This is a genomic window from Telluria sp. AC161, assembly GCF_979258535.1.
Window position 1 is genome coordinate 2,273,764 of sequence record NZ_OZ409861.1, and the last position, 18,285, is coordinate 2,292,048.

Sequence of the window (18,285 nt, forward strand, 5' to 3'; positions counted from 1 at the left end):
GAAGGTAGCAAAGAAGCGATCATCATACCATCGCCGGGATGGCGAAGGCCATGACCGGGAGGCCGACAAACACGCGCTTACTCGGCGGCGCGATGGTCCGCCGGCGGGCCTGCATCGTTGACTGCCGCGCTGCCGACGGCGGCGCCAAGAATCCGGCCGACGACCCCTTCGGCCAGAACGACCCGGATCGCGCCAGCGCGCAGCAGGTCGGCCAGGCGCCCGGCCGGCAACGAGAACGCTTCCTGGCGCGCGGCGCCGGAGAAGATATACAGCGTGCGCAGCGGACTGACCCAGGCCAGGCGCACCTTGCGGACGCGATCACCTTCCGCCAGCTCGAGGCGCATGCCGCGCTCGAGGCCCGCCAGGGTGTCGGATTCCGGCCCCTGACTGGCGTGCGCTTCGTCCTCGGCCTGCGCCTGCTCCTGCGCCACGCGGCGCAGTGCGTCCTGCTGCGCCGCCTCCACCGCCAGTTCGAGCTGGCGTTCGGGTGCGAGCTCGATCGGCGCGCGCACGATCGACGCGTGACACTCGGCCAGCTCGGCGAAGAACTGCAGCCGCTCGGCGTCCTGCCAGCGCGTGGCGTCGAGCCATTTGTTCAGGCTTGCCAGCAGCGCCGGCAGGCGCGCGATCAGGGCCTTGCGCTGCTCTTGCGTGGCCTTGGGCTTGACGCTCCAGATCAGGTCTTCCATCGTGCGCGTGGCATTCTCGATGGCGCCGGGGCGCGTATCTTCGATCGTGTAGGCCAGCGCCAGCGCGGCGCTCCAGCGCTGTTCGAGAAAACCCGCTACGGCCGGCACGAGCTGCTCGCCGGCGAGGCGCCGGGCTACCGCGCGCTGCGCCGAGCGCTCGGCGGTGACCCGCTTTTCCTGACGCGTGGCGTTGGCGATCGGACCGGCAATGGCCGCCTGCTCGGCGGCCTCGCGCGCGGCCAGGCCGGCTTCGAGTTCGGCCACGGCGGCCTCGAATTCGGGCTGCTCGGCATCGCGCACCCGCTCGACGCTGCGGCGCATGGCGCGGTAGACGGGATCGTCCTGGTCGGCCGGCTGCTCCCAGCCCGTCTGCGAGAGCAGGTCGAGCAGGCGCCGCGCGGGATGCGCTTCCTCGTAGAAGAAGCTGCGGTCGCGCAGGGCCGCCTTGAGCACCGGCACCTGCAGGAACGCCAGCAGCTCACGTGTTTCGGGTGCGACGCCATCGTCCTGCAGCACGCCTTCGAACACCCGCGCCAGCAGATCGAGCGTGGTGGCGTCGCCGCGCGAGAGTGCGCCCGGTGGCAGGCTGGCGCGCAGGCGCGGGAGATAGAAGGCGCCGTGCGGGACGCTGTTGGCACTGCCGTGACCCGTGCTGGTGGTCCCTGGGGCGCCAGCGTTGCCGGCAAACTGGGGCAGGTCCGGCATGCCGGGAATGGCCGCGCCCGTGCCGAGGCGGCCGAGCAGGTCGATCAGTGGCAGCGCGCCGGGCGCTGGTGATCCGCTGGCGGCGCCATAGGTGAATCCGTGGGCCGGCGTCGATATGGCGTGGCCTGGTGCGCCTGGGTGGAAGGCAGCCTGGGCACCGGCTGGCGCGCCGGCCTCGGCGCCAGCCTCGGGAGTTACTGGCATGCTCACTGCCGGCGGCGCAACCGCAAAACCCGAGGCAGTGCTGGGCCGCCAGCCACCGCTGCCCTGCGGCAGATTCGGAATCTCCGGCACGGCCAGCGCCGGGTCGAACAGCTGACGCAGCTGGTCCGACAGCGACGCTTCGCGCCGGGCACGTTCGGCGCGGCGCGCGGCGCGGTCGTCGGTCTTGGCAAAGCGCGTGTCATCGCCCCTGCCCTTGCGCGCGGCCTTGAGCGCCTCGGTCAACGCTTCGTAGAGCGGACCGAGATCGATCATCAGGCCCGGACGCAGCAGTGGCGCCAGCAGGCCGTGCGCTTCCGGGTCGGGCTCGAACTCGCACCACGCCGCGTGCAGCGCGCCCAGGAACACGGCAGGCCGAAACGGGTTATGGGCGGCGCGCACGAGATCACGCCCCAGCAGCAATCCGAGTCGCACGCCGAGGGTGGCCAGCTGCTCCGAGTACTGCAGGTCGAACGGGCGGCTGACAGCGTCCAGCGCCATCTGCTGGTCGATCTGCTCGAGTGGCACCAGGCTTAGCGCCACAGGGGCGGCCTGCGCAGCCGGGGCGCCCGGCGCCAGCAATGCGATCTCGGTCTCCAGCGCCGTTTCGAGCGCGCTGGTGGCCAGGTGGACAAAGGCGTAATCGTTGCTCTTGAGGAGATTGCCGGATTTGACCCGACGCATGACGGCGCGGGGATCCGGGCCGGCCGCGGTAAGGTCAAGCAGGACGGACACGATGCGCCGCACGACGTCGCCCAGGTCCGTCCCGGCCTGGCGGCAGGCGATGGCGACCAGCTCGGCAAGCGTTGCCTGCAGAGCGGCGGCATTGCGCGCGGCGTTGGTCTGGACGGATGGGGTGGCCATGACGATTCGGCGAAGTAAGGCGAGCCTCTATTTTGCCACACTCTTGCCAGTCAGCAATGAGCAAACACAGCGGGCCAGAGGCAGAGCGCCACTGCGCAGGCTGCGCCAGCGCGGCGCTTGCCTGGATCGATAGTAGCCTTCCAGGCAGGCACATGTCTACAGAGGCAGAGGCCGCCATCGGATTGGCGTCCGGCGCCGGGCTTCGACGGGTGGCGCTGCACGGAACCGAACAACGCCATGCCGGCGGCTGGAGTACGATCTGTCGACACTCTTGAAAGGAATCATCATGGTCGAGAAAAACAGCGCTGGTCCGGGTGCAGGCAATGGGGGTAGCGCGCAGGCGCAGCATAGCGACGCCGAACGCCAGCGTCGCGAGAGTAATCCAGCCGGGCAGTCCGATGCTTTGTCGAATCAGCAACCGGATCCGGCATCCGATGCAGCGGTGCAATCGGAGTGCCAGCCCACACCAGTCCAGCAACCGGATACCCGTCTGAATGATTCGCATGAGCCAGGCTCGCTCTCCGCTGCCGACGTCCAGGGCGGCTTGCCCGGGCAGCACGAGGGCGCAGCGCGTCAGAGCGACTAGAACGACGGAAACGCCACGCGGCGCTCAGTCACGCTGCGCGCCAGGAAGGCTCAAGCGACGGTCAGATATTGCGCAAGATGGCGCCCTTGGGCGGCGCAAAGTCCTTCACTTCATGAATCATCCTGGCCAGCTTGGCGTCGCGCGCCGTCATGTGCAGGTCGCCATATTGATGCACGCTCCACTGCTCGGGCGTGAGCTCGATCTCCTTGCGCAGGATTGCCTCGGTGCGCGCATCGTCGGCGCGCAGGCCCTCGACGATGATATTGAGCGCGTCCGGTCGCGAACCGGGCGAGGCCGTCGCATGCGACTTGTGAATCATGAACCGCGCCGTCTCGCTGGCGTAGCGACGCGCCCCGGCCAGATACACGACAACGGCAATCGAGGCCACCGCCCCGGCGTTGTACATGACAAATTTAATGGGCGAATTGGCCATGAAGTTATACAGGCACAGCCCGTCGCTGACATAACCACCGTTCGATTGCAGCAGCACGTGGGCAGTATCGATGCCATCTTCCGTCATATTGGCCACCGCCTCGAACATCCGGTGCACCATATCACTGTTGACATCGCCAGACAGCGTGAACCACCCCTCTTTCTCCTGCGGCACTTTGGCTTGATTCATAGTCTGTTCCGCCTACAAAGTAAGTGAACCAAGTGTAGCAAATCCCCTCGCACGCCCTCCACAACCGATCACCAATAGTGCAAAGCAATGTTTCAAGGCAATCCCACGCCAAATCACAATGAGGGTCAGAGTAGATTTAATGGGCAATTCCTCAAAGTTGTCAAACAATTCGACTCTGACCCTCATTATTATTTGCTAATTTAGCGCTATCAAAATTTGGTTTCGATTCTGTTCGTCATCTAGTTTTCTAAGTGCATCGTTTTTATTGCCGCGAAGGTCAAAAATAATGAGGGTCGGAGTCGACTTATTGGGCAATTATCGAAAGTTGTCAAACAATTCGACTCTGACCCTAATTATGGGTGGGGGTGGGCGGTTGACAGTCGGCAAAGGGTGACATATCCTCCGCAGTCTTGATCGGGAGAGCGCAGCATGCTGCCGCCGAAGGGGCACTCACCCATAAACTCTCAGGCAAAAGGACCGGTCAAGGGACGGCGGCGCGACGCGCGGCGGTTCAACTCTGGAGAGCGGCCGCGGTAGCGGTCCACCGAAGGGGCAAGCGGCGCACAGCCGCTATCTCTCAGGTACCAAGGACAGAGGGGTCGACAGCGCACGACGACCGTGCTGTACCCCTATTTCTGCCTGAGGATTCCATGACGCTCAAAGCGACACCGCTCAATTCCGCTCACCGCGCCGCCAACGCCAAAATGGTCGATTTCGGCGGCTGGGACATGCCCGTCAACTACGGTTCGCAAATCGAAGAGCACAACGCGGTGCGCAGCGACGCCGGCATGTTCGACGTGTCCCACATGTGCGTCGTTGACGTCAAAGGCGCCAATGCGCGCACGTTCCTGCGCGGCCTCCTGGCCAATAACGTCGACAAGCTGCAAGTGCCGGGCAAGGCCCTGTACTCGTGCATGCTCAATCCGGAAGGCGGCGTCATCGACGATTTGATCGTCTATTTCCTGTCCGAAGAATGGTTCCGCATCGTCGTCAACGCCGGCACCGCCGAAAAAGACGTCGCCTGGATGAATCAGCAGAACACCGCTACCAGCAGCGGCGTGACGATCACCCCGCGCCGCGACGGCAACGATCCGATCGCGCTGATCGCCGTGCAGGGCCCGAACGCGCGCGCCAAGGTGTGGCAGGTGCTGCCGACCACCCAGGCGCCATCGGAAAACCTCAAGCCGTTCAACGCCGTCATCGTTCCCGATACCGCGTTTGGCGAAGCGATGATTGCCCGCACCGGCTACACCGGCGAAGACGGCTTCGAGATCGGCGTGCCGGCATCGCAAGCCGAAGCGCTGTGGAATGCCTTTGTCGCCGTCGGCATCAAGCCGGCCGGTCTCGGTGCGCGCGATACGCTGCGCCTGGAAGCCGGCATGAACCTGTACGGCCAGGACATGGACGACGCGGTCAACCCGCTCGACGCCGGCCTCGCCTGGACCATCGACCTGGTCTCCGAGCGCGACTTCATCGGCAAGGCGGCGCTCCAGGCCAAGGGCCAGGGCGCGCAGTTCGTCGGCCTGATCCTGCGTGAAAAAGGCGGCATCCTGCGGGCGCACCAGAAAGTGGTCGCGGCGTCCGGCCTGGAAGGCGAGATCACCAGCGGCACCTTCAGCCCGAGCATGCAGCAGGCGATTGCCCTGGCACGCGTGCCGATGGACGTGGCCATCGGCGACACCGTCCACGTGATCATCCGCGACAAGCGCCTGGCCGCCAGCGTCGTCAAGCTGCCGTTCGTGCGCAACGGCAAAGTGCTGGCCGCCTGAGCGCTGCCTAGAATCCAGAACACCTATACTGCTATCCACCCAACTACCCGGAGTCCCCATGAACATCCCTACCGACCTGAAATACACCGAATCCCATGAGTGGGTTCGCCGCGAAGAAGACGGCACCCTGACCGTCGGCATCACCGAGTACGCGCAGGACGCGCTGGGCGACATCGTGTTCGTCGAACTGCCGCAGGTCGGCAAGGCCTTCACCGCCGGCAGCGACGCCGCCGTCGTGGAATCGGTGAAAGCCGCCAGCGACATCTACGCGCCAGTCGACGGCACCGTCACCGCCGTGAACCAGCCAGTGGCCGACGCGCCGGACTCGATCAACCAGGATGCCTACGGCAGCTGGCTGTTCAAGCTCGCGCCAAGCGACGCCGGCTCGTACGACAATCTGCTCGACGCTGACGCCTACGGCAAGACCACCGACCACTGATCCGCCTCCAGGTGCGCCGCCGGCCCTGCCGCGGCGCACCGCCCTGCACCACCCGCCATTCTCCTTCAACGTCGCCGCAGACTGTGTCCCCCAACATGACCCGACCAAGCCTCACCCAACTCGAAGCACGTGATTCATTCATCCCGCGCCACATCGGCCCGTCCGACGCCGACCAGGCAGCGATGCTGTCGGCCCTCGGCTACGAGACCCGCGCCGCGCTGATCGACGCCGTCGTGCCAGCCAATATCCGCCGCAAGGACAAGATCGACCTGGGCCAGTTCGCCGAGCCACGCACCGAAGAAGAAGCACTGGCCACCCTCAAGGGCCTGGCCTCGAAGAACAAGGTGCTCAAGTCGCTGATCGGCCAGGGCTATTACGGCACCTTCACGCCGAAGGTCATCCTGCGCAACATCTTCGAAAACCCGGCCTGGTACACCGCCTACACCCCGTACCAACCAGAGATTTCGCAGGGCCGCCTGGAAGCGATCCTGAACTTCCAGCAGGCCGTAACCGACCTGACCGGCATGGGCATCGCCAACTCGTCGATGCTCGACGAAGGCACCGCCGCTGCCGAAGCCATGACGCTGATCCAGCGCGTCGGCAAATCGGCATCGAAGGTGTTCTACGTCGCCGACGACGTGCTGCCGCAGACCCGCGAAATCATCGAAACGCGCGCGCTGCCGATCGGCGTTGAAGTACGCACCATCGCCGCGGCCGACGTCGAGTCGCTGGGCGAAACCTGCTTCGGCGTGCTGCTGCAATACCCGGGCGTGAATGGCGAAGTGCGCGACTACCGCGCCGCCGTCGAGAAACTGCACGCTGCCGGCAGCATGGTGATCGTGGCCGCCGACCTGCTGGCCCTGACCCTGCTGACGCCTCCGGGCGAATGGGGCGCGGACGTCGTCGTCGGTAACAGCCAGCGCTTCGGCGTGCCGCTCGGTTTCGGCGGTCCGCACGCCGGCTACCTGGCCACGCGCGACGAATTCAAGCGCAGCATGTCGGGCCGCCTGGTGGGCGTGACGATCGACGCGCAGGGCAACCAGGCCTACCGCCTGGCGCTGCAGACGCGCGAGCAGCACATCCGCCGCGAAAAAGCGACGTCGAACATCTGCACCGCGCAAGTGCTGCTGGCCGTCATGGCCGGCATGTACACGGTCTACCACGGCCCGCAGGGTCTCGAGCGCATTGCCCGCCGCGTGCACCGCCAGACCGCCATCCTGGCCGCCGGCCTGCAGCAGCTGGGCTTCGAGCTGGTCAACCAGACCTATTTCGACACGCTGACCGTGCGCGTCAAGGATGCCGGCGCGATCCACGCCGCAGCGACCGCGCACGGCATCAACCTGCGCCAGATCGACGCCACGCAAGTGGGCATCGCGCTGGACGAAACCGTCACCCGCGACGACCTGGCCACGTTGATGGCCATCTTCGGCGACGGCAAGCCGGTCGATCTGGACGCCCTGGACGCCGACGCCAGCGACGCGCTGCCAACGGCCCTGGCCCGTACCAGCGCCTACCTGACCCACCCGACCTTCAACCGCTACCACGCTGAGCACGAAATGCTGCGCTACCTGCGCGCACTGGCCGACAAGGACCTGGCGCTGGACCGCACGATGATCCCGCTCGGTTCGTGCACGATGAAGCTCAATGCGACGTCCGAGATGGTGCCGGTCACCTGGCCCGAGTTCTCGAACATCCACCCGCTGGCGCCGAATGACCAGACCGTCGGCTACCGTGAAATGATCACGCAGCTCGAGGCGATGCTGTGCGCCGCCACCGGTTACGCCGCGATCTCGCTGCAGCCGAACGCCGGTTCGCAGGGCGAGTACGCCGGTTTGCTGGTGATCCAGAAGTACCACCAGGCGCGTGGCGAAGGCCACCGCAACATCTGCCTGATCCCGTCGTCGGCCCACGGCACCAACCCGGCGTCGGCCAGCATGGTCGGCATGAAGGTCGTCGTCACCGCCTGCGATGAAAACGGTAACGTCGACCTGGCCGACCTGAAAGCCAAGGCCGAGCAGCACAGCGCGAATCTGGCCTGCGTGATGGTCACCTACCCGTCGACCCACGGCGTGTTCGAAGAAGGCATCAAGGAACTGTGCGAGATCGTGCACCAGCACGGCGGCCAGGTGTACGTCGACGGCGCCAACATGAATGCACTGGTGGGCCTGGCCTCGCCGGGCGCGTTCGGCGGCGACGTCAGCCACCTGAACCTGCACAAGACCTTCTGCATCCCGCACGGCGGTGGCGGCCCGGGCGTCGGCCCGATCGGCGTCGGCGCGCACCTGGCGAAATTCCTGCCCAACCAGCTCTCGACCGGCTACGTCCGTGACGAACAAGGCATCGGCGCGGTCAGCGCTGCCGCCTTCGGCTCGGCCTCGATCCTGCCGATTTCGTGGATGTACATCGCGATGATGGGCGCGGATGGCCTGACGGCAGCGACCGAAGTGGCGATCCTGAACGCCAACTACATCGCACGCCGCCTGGCGCCGCACTATCCGGTACTGTACGCGGGCCACGACGGCCTGGTGGCGCACGAGTGCATCATCGACCTGCGTCCGCTGCAGGACAAGACCGGCATCTCGAATGAAGACGTGGCCAAGCGCCTGATGGACTTCGGTTTCCATGCGCCGACCATGAGCTTCCCGGTCCCGGGCACCCTGATGATCGAGCCGACCGAATCGGAATCGAAAGCCGAGATCGACCGCTTCATCGAGGCGATGATCACGATCCACGCCGAGATCGTCAAGGTCGAGCGCGGCGAGTACGACCGCATGGACAATCCGCTCAAGGGTGCACCGCACACGGCCGAAGTGGTCACGAGCGACGACTGGGCCCACGGCTACACGCGTGAAGTGGCGGCGTTCCCGGTCGCGAGCCTGCGCAAGAAGAAGTACTGGCCACCGGTCGGCCGCGCCGACAATGTGTACGGTGACCGCAACCTGTTCTGCGGCTGCGCGCCGATCAGCGATTACGAGTAATCACTGACCTGCTCCCGCAGCGGCATCACTTGCGGCTCGATGCGAGCCGCAAATGCGATGCCGAGTGACGGCGGCGTTCCCGGTTTGACCCACGCCGTTCGCGCGTGGGTTCGCCGGGGACGCCGCTGTTGTCATTGGGGCCTGGCGCTAACGCAGGCGTTGTTCCCGGCGCCTCCTGGCTGCCCTCTCCCTCTTCGAGCCTGAACCCGGCCACGGTGCGCGCCAGTGCAATCGCCTGCATCTGCAGCATGCACGCGGCGCTGGCGGCTTCCTCGACCAGCGTGCAGTTCTGGCGCGTGACCTGGTCCATCTGCACGATCGCCTGACTGACGCCCTGCAACTTCTTCGCCTGGCCATCGCCGGTCGAGCCGATCCGCCCGACGAGATGTTCGACGTCGCGCACCGAACTGGCGATGCGCTGCATATTGCTGCCGGCGTGCAGCGCCCACGCCGTGCCGCCGTCGATCTGCGCCACCGACTGTGCGATCACGGCGCGGATTTCCTGACTGGCCGCGGCCACGCGCCGTGCCAGCAAGCGCACCTCGGTCGCCACCGCTGCCAGATCCGTGGCGCTCATTGGCGCACGCGAGGCGTCCAGCGCCGCATTCAACACCCGCGTGCCCGTTTCGCCTGCCGCCCCTTCCAGCGCATCGACGATCGCCATCACCTGCTGCGCGCTGCGCCGGCTCGCGTCCAGTGTGTTGACGAGCCGCTCGACGACACCGCCACCGTCCTGCGCGACGTCGCCGGCGCCGGCAGCGAGGCGGTTGGCGGCGCGGGCATCGTCGACGGTGTCGCGCACATTCGCCGCCAGCGCCTGCAGCGTGCCCTCGGTGTCGGCCAGCGCGCTGGCGCGGTACACGGCGCGGCTGCCCAGGCTCAGGCTCCCGAGCTTGATGTCGCGCGAGGCTGCGCCGATCGTGCGCGCGGCCTCGGCCACCGTGCACAGCATGCCATTCAGATTGCGGATGCTCGCATCGAGCAGGCGCGAGGTGTCGGCGATTTCGTCGCTGCCGTAGTCACGCTCCTGCACCGTGAAGTTGCCGCTGGCCAGGCCGCTGGCAGCCAGGCCGATGCCGCGGATCTCGCCGAGCAGGATGCGGCGTACGGCGAACGTGATGGCCAGCGACAGCCCGATCGCCAGGACCAGCACGGCCGGCATCAGCAGCGAGACCATGCGAAAGTCGGCCTTGGCGCCCGCGGCGGCCTGGCGCGCCAGCGTGTCTTCCAGTGCGCTCAGACCCGCCACGCGCTGGTCGACCAGCGCGTACGCGGCTTCGGCCTTCTGCATCGCGTTGGCGCTAATCGAGCCGTCCAGTGGCGCGAGCTCGATGACGTCGCGCACCGCGCGCGCGTAGCGGCGCTGCGCCTGCGCGGCCTGCTCGACGTGACGCAGCTCGGCGCCAGTCAGCGGACCGGTCGACAGCGTCGTGAGGCCAACCGCGATGCGCCCATGCTGCGCCAGGATGTCGCGCCGCAGTGGCTCGGTGCGGGCCGGCGGAAAGCTGCCGCCCATCCAGCTCAGGTAACGGTAGATGTCGGCATGCGCCTTGTGCGATTGCGTACCCAGGCTGGCGGCAGCATGCAGGCTGGCGGCGCGCTGGCCGACGATCGATTCGAGCGATGCATTCTGACGCGCCAGCGCGACATAGGCCGCGCACGACAGCACCAGCAGCAGCACGAGGACAGCGCCCGGGGCCAGCAGGAGCTTGGGGCCGATACGAAGGCGGGACAGCATGTCAGGCCGCCGTCATGGCAGGTGGAACGACAGAGCGGCGCGGCGGTTTCATCGTCATGATATCCCCTTGAAGAGCGTAATATTTCTTGAATGCACTCTTGAATGTACGCCGCAGAACAAGCCAGCCTTTGTGATGGCGCAAAGCGCGCGCTACACTAGCGGCATGATCTTTCTTGCTCCACTGCAGCGAAACCGGCGCCTGCTCCTGGTGTGCGTGCTGTCACTTCTGCTGCACGCACTGGTGATCGCCTGGATCGACGCGCGCCTGACGCAGCGCCCCGCCGTCATCGGCATGCCGGAGTTCACGGTGCGGCTGGCCTCGGCCGAACGGGGCATCGTGGATGCACCATCCAGGGCGGTCGAAACACCTGCTGCACCTGCCCCTCCGGAACCTCCCGCGCCGGCGCCGCCCGTGGCGCCCGCTCCCATCGCCATGGCCGATGGCGACCCCGTTGCGATGCCGTCCGCCGCGCCGCCCGCCGACGCTGGCGAGAGCGCGCTCCCCGCCGCCAGCGGCGGCAGTGCTGCCCCCATCCAGATGCCGGGCACCTACCGCGTCAAGCCACCGCCGTCCGGCCGCATCGACTACACCGTCGTCACGCGCAGCAGCCTGGACGCGCCGTCACAGGACGGCGGTAGCGCGCGCATGGTCTGGCGCAGCGATGGCACGCGCTATGCGGTCGAACTCGATGGTGTGCTGGGTACGATCTCCAGCGAAGGCCAGGTCGACGATGCCGGCATCGCACCGCAACGGGCATTGACCGGGATGGGCACTGGCGCCTTGACCACCGTGTTCGACCGCGGCAGCGGCACCATCGGCGCCGGGCCGCAGGGACAGCCCTTCCCGCTCGTGCCGGGAAGCCAGGACACGGCGTCGGTCTTGCTGCAACTGGCGGGCATGGGCGTGGGCGATGCAGGCCAGATCAAGGACGTGCTGGAATTCTGGGTCGGCGGCGTAGGCGGCGCCGGCATTGAGCGCTACCAGGTGACGGGGCCGGAACGGATCGCGACGGCCGCCGGGCCGCTCGAGACCGTGCGGCTGGTGCGCCTGGGCGAGCCGGGCGCGCCCGTGCTGGAACTGTGGCTGGCGCCGCAGCATGCCTGGCTGCCGGTGCAGCTGCGCGTGACCGACGCGCTGGGCGCCTCGCGCACACAAACGCTGGCATCGATTGCGATCGACACCAACGCGACACTACAGGAGTAAAAAGCCCGCGTCAGGACGACGTGGGCTCAGGCCTTGAATCAGGCCAGCTTGACCGCGTGCTCGCGGGTAGCATGGAAGGTCAGCTTGGGCCAGCGTTCCTGGGTCAGGCGCAGGTTGACGCCCGAGGTGGCCAGATACGCCATATTGCCGGCCGCATCGTAGGCCACGTTGTGACCGAGCGAGTTTTCGAAGTCGGCCAGCGCCTTCTTGTCGTCGCTCGAGACCCAGCGCGCGCTGCTGATACTGGCGCTTTCGAACACGGCGTCGACGCCGTACTCGTTGAGCAGGCGGCTGGCGACCACCTCGAACTGCAGCACGCCGACGGCGCCCAGGATCAGCTCACTGCCCAGTACCGGCTTGAAGACCTGCACCGCGCCCTCTTCGCCCAGCTGCTGCAGGCCCTTGTGCAACTGCTTCATCTTGAGCGGATTGCGGATGCGCACCGAGCGGAACAGCTCTGGCGCGAAGTACGGAATGCCGGTGAAGCTGAGCATTTCGCCTTCGGTGAAGCTGTCGCCGATCTGCATATTGCCGTGGTTCGGCAAGCCGATGATGTCGCCGGCGAAGGCTTCTTCGACCTGCTCGCGGCTGGATGCCATGAACGTCACGACCGACGACAGCTTGACGTCGCGGCCCAGGCGCAGGTGCTTGACCTTCATGCCTTTTTCGAAGCGGCCCGAGCACACGCGCAGGAAAGCGATGCGGTCGCGGTGGGCCGGGTCCATATTGGCCTGGATCTTGAAGACGAAGCCGGAGAACGGCACTTCGCTTGGCAGGACCGAGCGCACCGTGGCGTCGCGCTCGCGCGGCGCAGGCGCCCAGTCGACCAGCGCCGACAGGATTTCGCGCACGCCGAAGTTGTTGATCGCCGAACCGAAGAACACCGGGGTCTGGACGCCGGACAGGAAGCGCTCCAGGTCGAACACGTGCGAGGCGCCGTGCACCAGCTCGACTTCCATCTTGAGCTGCTCGATCTCGAGCGGGAACATCTCGGCCAGGCGCGGGTTGTCGATGCCCTTGACGATCTCGAAGGCGCCATCGGCTTTTTCTTCGCCGGCCTTGAACAGCATGATCTCGTCCTTCAGCAGGTGGTACACACCGCGGAAGTTCTTGCCCATGCCGATCGGCCAGGTCACCGGCGCGCACTCGATCTTGAGCACCGATTCGACTTCGTCGAGCAGTTCGAGCGGATCGCGCGTTTCTCGGTCCATCTTGTTCATGAACGTGACGATCGGCGTGGCGCGCATGCGGCACACCTCGAGCAGCTTGATCGTCTGCGCTTCGACGCCCTTGGCCGCATCGATCACCATCAGGGCCGAGTCGACCGCCGTCAGCACGCGGTAGGTGTCTTCCGAGAAGTCCTGGTGGCCGGGGGTGTCGAGCAGGTTGATGACGTGGTCGCGGAAATCGAACTGCATCACCGATGAGGCAACCGAAATGCCGCGCTGCTTTTCGATGTCCATCCAGTCGGACGTCGCATGGCGCCCGCTCTTGCGGCCCTTGACGGTACCGGCCAGCTGGATGGCGCCCGAGAACAGCAGCAGTTTTTCGGTCAGCGTGGTTTTACCGGCATCCGGGTGGGAAATGATGCCGAAGGTGCGGCGGCGCCCCACTTCGCGCGCGATCACGCCGGCCTGCGCGGCCGAGTTGGTGGTAGTGGTGGTGCTGTCATCGCGCGCGTCAGGCGTGGCCTGCGCGGCGGAGGTGTCGGTATCGTTGGCCATAGTCGAGCCCTTCAAACGGCCCTTGTCGAAAACCCTCGATTTTACCGTTTTCGCAAGGCGCCGTGTGAACTGTCTTCGCTCCCGATGCCTGGCGTCAGTCGCGCACGCGGCGCCAGCCGGCGCGGTGTGCCTCGATCGTTTCCGATGGCGGGAACTTGCCGGTCACCATGGTGCCGTCGGCGGTGGTGGTGATCGTCTTGAGCGCGCCCGACGGCAGGCGGATCACGATGAAGCCCACCGCGGCCGAACTGGCCAGCGGATACCCGGCCAGCCCGTCCGGCGAAGCCGCGCGGCCGGTGCAGACATTGAGCTGGTAGATATTGCTGGTGCCGCCGACCTTGCAGTCGGTCGACGAACTTGGCAAGTTGGTCACCACGTTGATGGTGCCGGCCACCACTTGCGGGTCGAGGTTGACGCGCTCGCCGGTATTGAGGTTGAAGTCCGTGAACCAGCCCTTCTTGCTGGCCAGGTTCACGTCGTCGCCGGCAATCGTATAGGGCGCATTGCCCGTATCGTCGCCGGCCACGCGCGCCAGCGTGCGCTTGACCATGGCCGACGACTGGCGCCAGGCGGCCGTGCTGATGCCCTCGCCGTCATCCTTGAGCAGATACGCGCTCTGCATCTCGGTGCTGGTCACGTCGACCAGGTCGAGCAGGCGGCCGGTGCCGAACAGCACCACGCGCTGCGCCGACGCGACGGTCTTGTCGTCGACGGTGGTGTCGACCCGGCACAGCGTGACTTCAGGCCGGGTGGTGACCGGCTGGTTCACGCCGGCGTCGCCCATCAGCACGCGCGCCGGTGCGCCGGTGCCGGTAAAGTCAAAGCGCCACATCTTGCCGGTATTGTCGCCGCCGTACACATACGTCACACGCGGATCGTTGTTCGGGTCATTCGTGATCGCCGAGATCCTGGCCAGGCCGGACGGCGTGCCGACGCTGCCCACGCCGGTCGTCGCCGAACGCGATTCGATCACCTTGCCGGTGGCAACGTCCACCACCAGCAGATAGCCCTTGCCATCGCCCGCATCGACGCCGTCGACACCCGGGATGTTGTTGTAGCCCGAGGTCAGGAACACGACCCATTTTTCCACGCCCGCGCTGTCGACGATGGTGCCGAACTGCGGGTTGCCGAACGTGAGGCCCAGACGCGTATCGACATTGCCGGCGCAGGCACTGGCGTCGGCGCACAGTTCCCACAGCGCTTTCGGCGCGGCCGGGTCCGTGACATCGAGCGCGTAGTAACCGCGCCCGCCCGCGTTCAGCCCCGCCACCAGCACCGACTTCCATTCCGTGCCGATCTGGACGTCCGCAATCTCGGGCGAGCCGTCGACCGAGAAGATGTGGTTGGTGCCGTAGGTCGTGCTGGCCAGCTGGTGCAATTTCTTCATCGTGATGCGCGGAACATACGCCCACAATTCTTCGCCGGAACTGGCGTCGAACGCGTGCAGCATGCCGTCGTTGGCCGCGGCGAACACGGTTGCCTTGCGGCCTGCATGGGTGGCCTTGAAGGCGCCGTAGCCGGGCCGGTCGAAATTACGGCGCGGCTCGCGCAGGTATGCCGGCTTGGACGAGGCGATATCGCCCAGCACGATCGGGATCGTCGTCTTGTCAGTGCCCACTTCCTGGCGCGAGAACGCGCGCAGGACGTTGTCATTGGCGTACTGCTGGCGACCGCGCAGCCAGTTGACGATATTGCGGCCATCGTTGACCAGCGCGCGGTTGGCCACCGACATATTTGCGCACTGCGTCAGCGCATTGCACTTGTTGTCGAACCAGGCGCGCGTGCCCGTGTCCATCGTGTCGTAGCTGAACGTGGCCAGCGCGCCATCCTTGAGCATGTAGATCGAGCGGCCGTCCAGGCCATCGTCACCCACATCGACCTGCTTGCCGAGCAGGCTCGAGGTATTCCAGTCCTCGGTCGGCTCGACGTCGCCGGTGACGATATTGACCTTGCGCTTGGACAGGCGCCCGTACCAGTGCACGGTGGTGAACGTCGCCGAGAAGATGTCGTTGTCGCTTTGCGAGATGTTCGGGGTCGAGGTGGCTGCCGCCGCTGCTGCGCCGGTCTTGACTTCGATGTTCGACAGGGCCGTGCGCAGCCCTTCCACCACCTGCATCGGATCGGACGCCGAGAAGTACTTGCCATGGCCATTGATCGCGGCATGCCACAGATCGTCCACGCGCGACTGCAGGGCGGCCGAGCCGCTGTCTTCGTCGACGACCGGATCGGGCCAGACATAGCGGCCCTTGTTGTTCCAGGGGCAGTTGAGCGCGCCGCTGACCAGCTTGTAAAAGTCGCCGTTCGGATCCGGCTTGGTGTCGTAGTCCTTCTCGTAATTCATGATGCCGTCCACGCCCAGGCCCAGCGCATAGGTGCGCATGTGCAGGCGGTTATTCTCGCCGGTGCTGGCCGGCACCGCGCCGGGTTTGGTGTAGTCCTCGAGCGTAGGGCGCAGCGACACCGTCTTGTCGGCCGAGCCGCCGTTGTACCAGTACAGCGCGATGTCGGCCAGCGACGGCTTGCCCTGGTCGCGCGGATCGACGCAGCCCTTCGATTGCAGGCAGAAGCGCGCCGGATTGTTGACTTCGTCGCTGCTGGCCACCCCCACCGGCGCCTTGCCATTCCAGTAGCCATCGGTAGTGATGAACGTGAAGTTCTGCTGGCACGGGTACTTCACGACTTCTTCGCCCGCCCTGTAGTTGTAGGGACTCTGGTTGGCGTACATCTTGCCGATCGCGTGCAGGGCCTGGCGCACCGGGGTCGAGCCATCCGTATCCATCGCATACAGCGCGTCGTACCAGCTGTTGCGGTCAGCGCCGGCAAACGGCTTGGGCTTGTTCATGGCGCCTTCGACTGCAGCGACCGACAACGCGACCAGCCCGACGTTGTACTTGTCGGTGACGGGCGAGAACGCCTGGCCGACGGCCGTCTTCATCATCTGGTTGCGGGTGCGGTAGTAGCCATACCAGTTGGCGAAGTTGGTCATCTCCTCGGCATAGCTGCAGGAGCCGCTCGTGCAATCGGTGCGGCCGCTGGCGCGCGGGTAGATGGTGCGGCCCGGAACGATGTCGGTGCGCACGAACACCGAGCCACCCAGGCCGGTGGCCGACGTCGGCACGATGTCCGAGACCGCGTTGACAGCGCCCATCGTCAGCCAGGTGCGGTTGCCGTAGGTGTTATTGCTCGGGATGGTGAAGTCGATGCCCAGCCCTTCGGCCTGGCCGGAGCTGTCCACCAGACACAACGTCGTGTTGGGTTCGCTTGCACAGACCGGCGGCGAATTCGGGTTACCGCCGACATACGCGGTCACATTGCCCCGGGTGCCGATACGCGCTTGCAGTGCCGCCACGACGCCACTCGCGCCCGTGCTGCGGTTGAAGGTGATGTCGCCACCCAGCATGCCGCCGCCGGCAAAGTTCAGGCGGCTCATCACTTGCCGGTCGCGGTTGATGGTGCTGTTGTTGGTGGTGCCGCCCACGCGCAGCAAGGCGGTCGAGCCCGTGCCGCTCGAGACCATCAGGCCGGTGCCGGCGCGGCTGTTGTCGGACACCAGGCTGCACACGCTGAGCGACTTGGTGGTCGAACCCGCAGGGCACGCGACCGGCACGATCCCCACCACATTGTCGGCGCCGAGGGCCACGCCCAGGCTGCTGCAGCTCGGGACCGCGCCGTTCCTCGGGGAGCGCACGCAGGCGAAGTAACTGTCGGCGTCGCCGACCCTGGTATTGATCGACACGGCCAGCGCCTGGGCCAGGGCGGCCTGCTTGTCGGCGGTGTTGGTGCCGGCGGCGGCAGTCACGGCGGCATTGGTGATGACCTGCGTGCCCAGCGGACCGACGGCGGTCACCGCAGCGATCGTGCGCGTGCTGGCGGTACTGGACGCGCCGATGCTGATCGTGCCGTACCACGGCGCCACCACATTCTCGGCGCCGAAACGCGGATACTTGAAATTGCCGACAAACTTGGCCTGGCAATTGGTCAATGCTCTCGAGTCACACCAGCGCACGCGCGCAGCGACGGTGTAGCCAGTTGCCGGCGACGTGCCGTTGGCGGTCGCGGCGCGGCAATCGGTCAGGTTGGTATTGGTGCAGTATTCGGCGACATTGTTGGTGTAGTAGTACGGGGTGCTGTAGACATAGCGCGCACGATAGCGGGCATTGGTTGGGTAGGCATAGCCGCCCGTGTTGCGTACGCAATTGTTCAGGTTGGCGTCGCACCATTCGATATCGTAGTAGCCGTCCACCAGATTGCTGGAGTCCGCCGTATTGCCCAGAAAGTCGGCCTTGTTGACGCCATACACATCGGTCGGCACGCGCTTCCAGTCGCCCGTGCGCCCGGCGTCGAGATCGGGATAGGACGTGCCGTCGGCCTTGACCGGCGGGACATACCGCACCGCCGGATCGTAATACTGGCGGTTAAAGCCGGCACTGGCAAATGGCGGATCGCCGATCTTGCAGGCGCGCGTGCCGGCCGACATCGTGGTGCCGGCGCGGCAGGTGTCGGTGACGTTGATGTAATCGGGCGTGTAATTGAAATTCATCGACCCCGAGTTATCGTACAGCAGCATCAGGTTTGGCTTGACGGTGCCGCTTCCGCTGATATTGAGCAGTGGCAGCTGGGCGATGGCGGTGGGCTCTGCCTGCGCCGATGGCGCGCTTACAACCAGCGCCAGCAATACCAGGTGTGCCAACTGTGTCAGCGGGCAAATGCGGCCGGCGGCACGCGTGAGGGTCGTCAAGAAGTTCATGGGCAATCCGTTCGTTTGT

The 18,285-nt window shown here is 66.1% G+C and carries 10 protein-coding genes and 2 riboswitches; of the genes, 5 read left to right on the forward strand and 5 right to left on the reverse strand.

Annotated elements, in window-relative coordinates; all coding sequences use genetic code 11:
• Window positions 1-77: 77 nt before the first annotated feature.
• Window positions 78-2,459 carry a DUF1631 family protein gene (locus ACZ0AJ_RS10160; RefSeq protein WP_499454290.1) on the reverse strand — a complete coding sequence of 794 codons (2,382 nt, stop codon included), beginning with the start codon at window positions 2,457-2,459 and terminating at the stop codon, window positions 78-80.
• A 286-nt stretch (window positions 2,460-2,745) separates the two neighbouring features.
• Here ACZ0AJ_RS10160 and ACZ0AJ_RS10165 point away from each other — a divergent pair, with 286 nt between their 5' ends.
• Complete coding sequence (locus tag ACZ0AJ_RS10165) at window positions 2,746-3,045, forward strand: hypothetical protein (protein WP_499454291.1); 300 nt, start codon at window positions 2,746-2,748, stop codon at window positions 3,043-3,045.
• Window positions 3,046-3,106: 61 nt separating this feature from the next.
• Here ACZ0AJ_RS10165 and ACZ0AJ_RS10170 read toward each other — a convergent pair whose 3' ends face one another.
• On the reverse strand, window positions 3,107-3,667 hold the full coding sequence (locus tag ACZ0AJ_RS10170) for an ATP-dependent Clp protease proteolytic subunit (protein ID WP_499454293.1): 561 nt from the start codon (window positions 3,665-3,667) through the stop codon (window positions 3,107-3,109).
• A gap of 405 nt (window positions 3,668-4,072) precedes the next feature.
• Window positions 4,073-4,157, forward strand: a riboswitch (glycine riboswitch).
• Between the two features lie 17 nt (window positions 4,158-4,174).
• Window positions 4,175-4,271: riboswitch (glycine riboswitch) on the forward strand.
• 46 nt (window positions 4,272-4,317) lie between these two features.
• On the opposite strand from ACZ0AJ_RS10170, the gene gcvT reads away from it, so the two are divergent.
• The 3 genes from gcvT to gcvP all read left to right on the forward strand — a co-directional run bounded on the left by gcvT (window position 4,318) and on the right by gcvP (window position 8,853).
• Complete coding sequence (gcvT, locus tag ACZ0AJ_RS10175; protein ID WP_499454294.1) at window positions 4,318-5,436, forward strand: glycine cleavage system aminomethyltransferase GcvT; 1,119 nt, start codon at window positions 4,318-4,320, stop codon at window positions 5,434-5,436.
• 58 nt (window positions 5,437-5,494) lie between these two features.
• Window positions 5,495-5,875 (forward strand): glycine cleavage system protein GcvH, encoded by a 381-nt coding sequence (gene gcvH / locus ACZ0AJ_RS10180; protein WP_332533355.1) that lies wholly within the window; start codon window positions 5,495-5,497, stop codon window positions 5,873-5,875.
• Between the two features lie 95 nt (window positions 5,876-5,970).
• Window positions 5,971-8,853 (forward strand): aminomethyl-transferring glycine dehydrogenase, encoded by a 2,883-nt coding sequence (gene gcvP / locus ACZ0AJ_RS10185; RefSeq protein ID WP_499454296.1) that lies wholly within the window; start codon window positions 5,971-5,973, stop codon window positions 8,851-8,853.
• 25 nt (window positions 8,854-8,878) lie between these two features.
• Here gcvP and ACZ0AJ_RS10190 read toward each other — a convergent pair whose 3' ends face one another.
• Window positions 8,879-10,591 (reverse strand): methyl-accepting chemotaxis protein, encoded by a 1,713-nt coding sequence (locus tag ACZ0AJ_RS10190; protein ID WP_499454298.1) that lies wholly within the window; start codon window positions 10,589-10,591, stop codon window positions 8,879-8,881.
• A 163-nt stretch (window positions 10,592-10,754) separates the two neighbouring features.
• Between ACZ0AJ_RS10190 and ACZ0AJ_RS10195 the strand changes: the two genes are divergently transcribed.
• Window positions 10,755-11,795 carry a DUF3108 domain-containing protein gene (locus ACZ0AJ_RS10195; RefSeq protein ID WP_499454300.1) on the forward strand — a complete coding sequence of 347 codons (1,041 nt, stop codon included), beginning with the start codon at window positions 10,755-10,757 and terminating at the stop codon, window positions 11,793-11,795.
• 38 nt (window positions 11,796-11,833) lie between these two features.
• Here the strand turns inward: ACZ0AJ_RS10195 and ACZ0AJ_RS10200 are convergent, their stop codons facing one another.
• Both ACZ0AJ_RS10200 and ACZ0AJ_RS10205 read right to left on the reverse strand, forming a co-directional pair.
• Entirely contained in the window at window positions 11,834-13,519 is a 1,686-nt protein-coding gene (locus ACZ0AJ_RS10200; RefSeq protein ID WP_499454302.1) for a peptide chain release factor 3, read from the reverse strand.
• 94 nt (window positions 13,520-13,613) lie between these two features.
• Window positions 13,614-18,266, reverse strand: a complete 4,653-nt coding sequence (locus ACZ0AJ_RS10205; RefSeq protein WP_499454304.1) for a pilus assembly protein — start codon at window positions 18,264-18,266, stop codon at window positions 13,614-13,616.
• Between the last annotated feature and the right edge of the window lie 19 nt (window positions 18,267-18,285).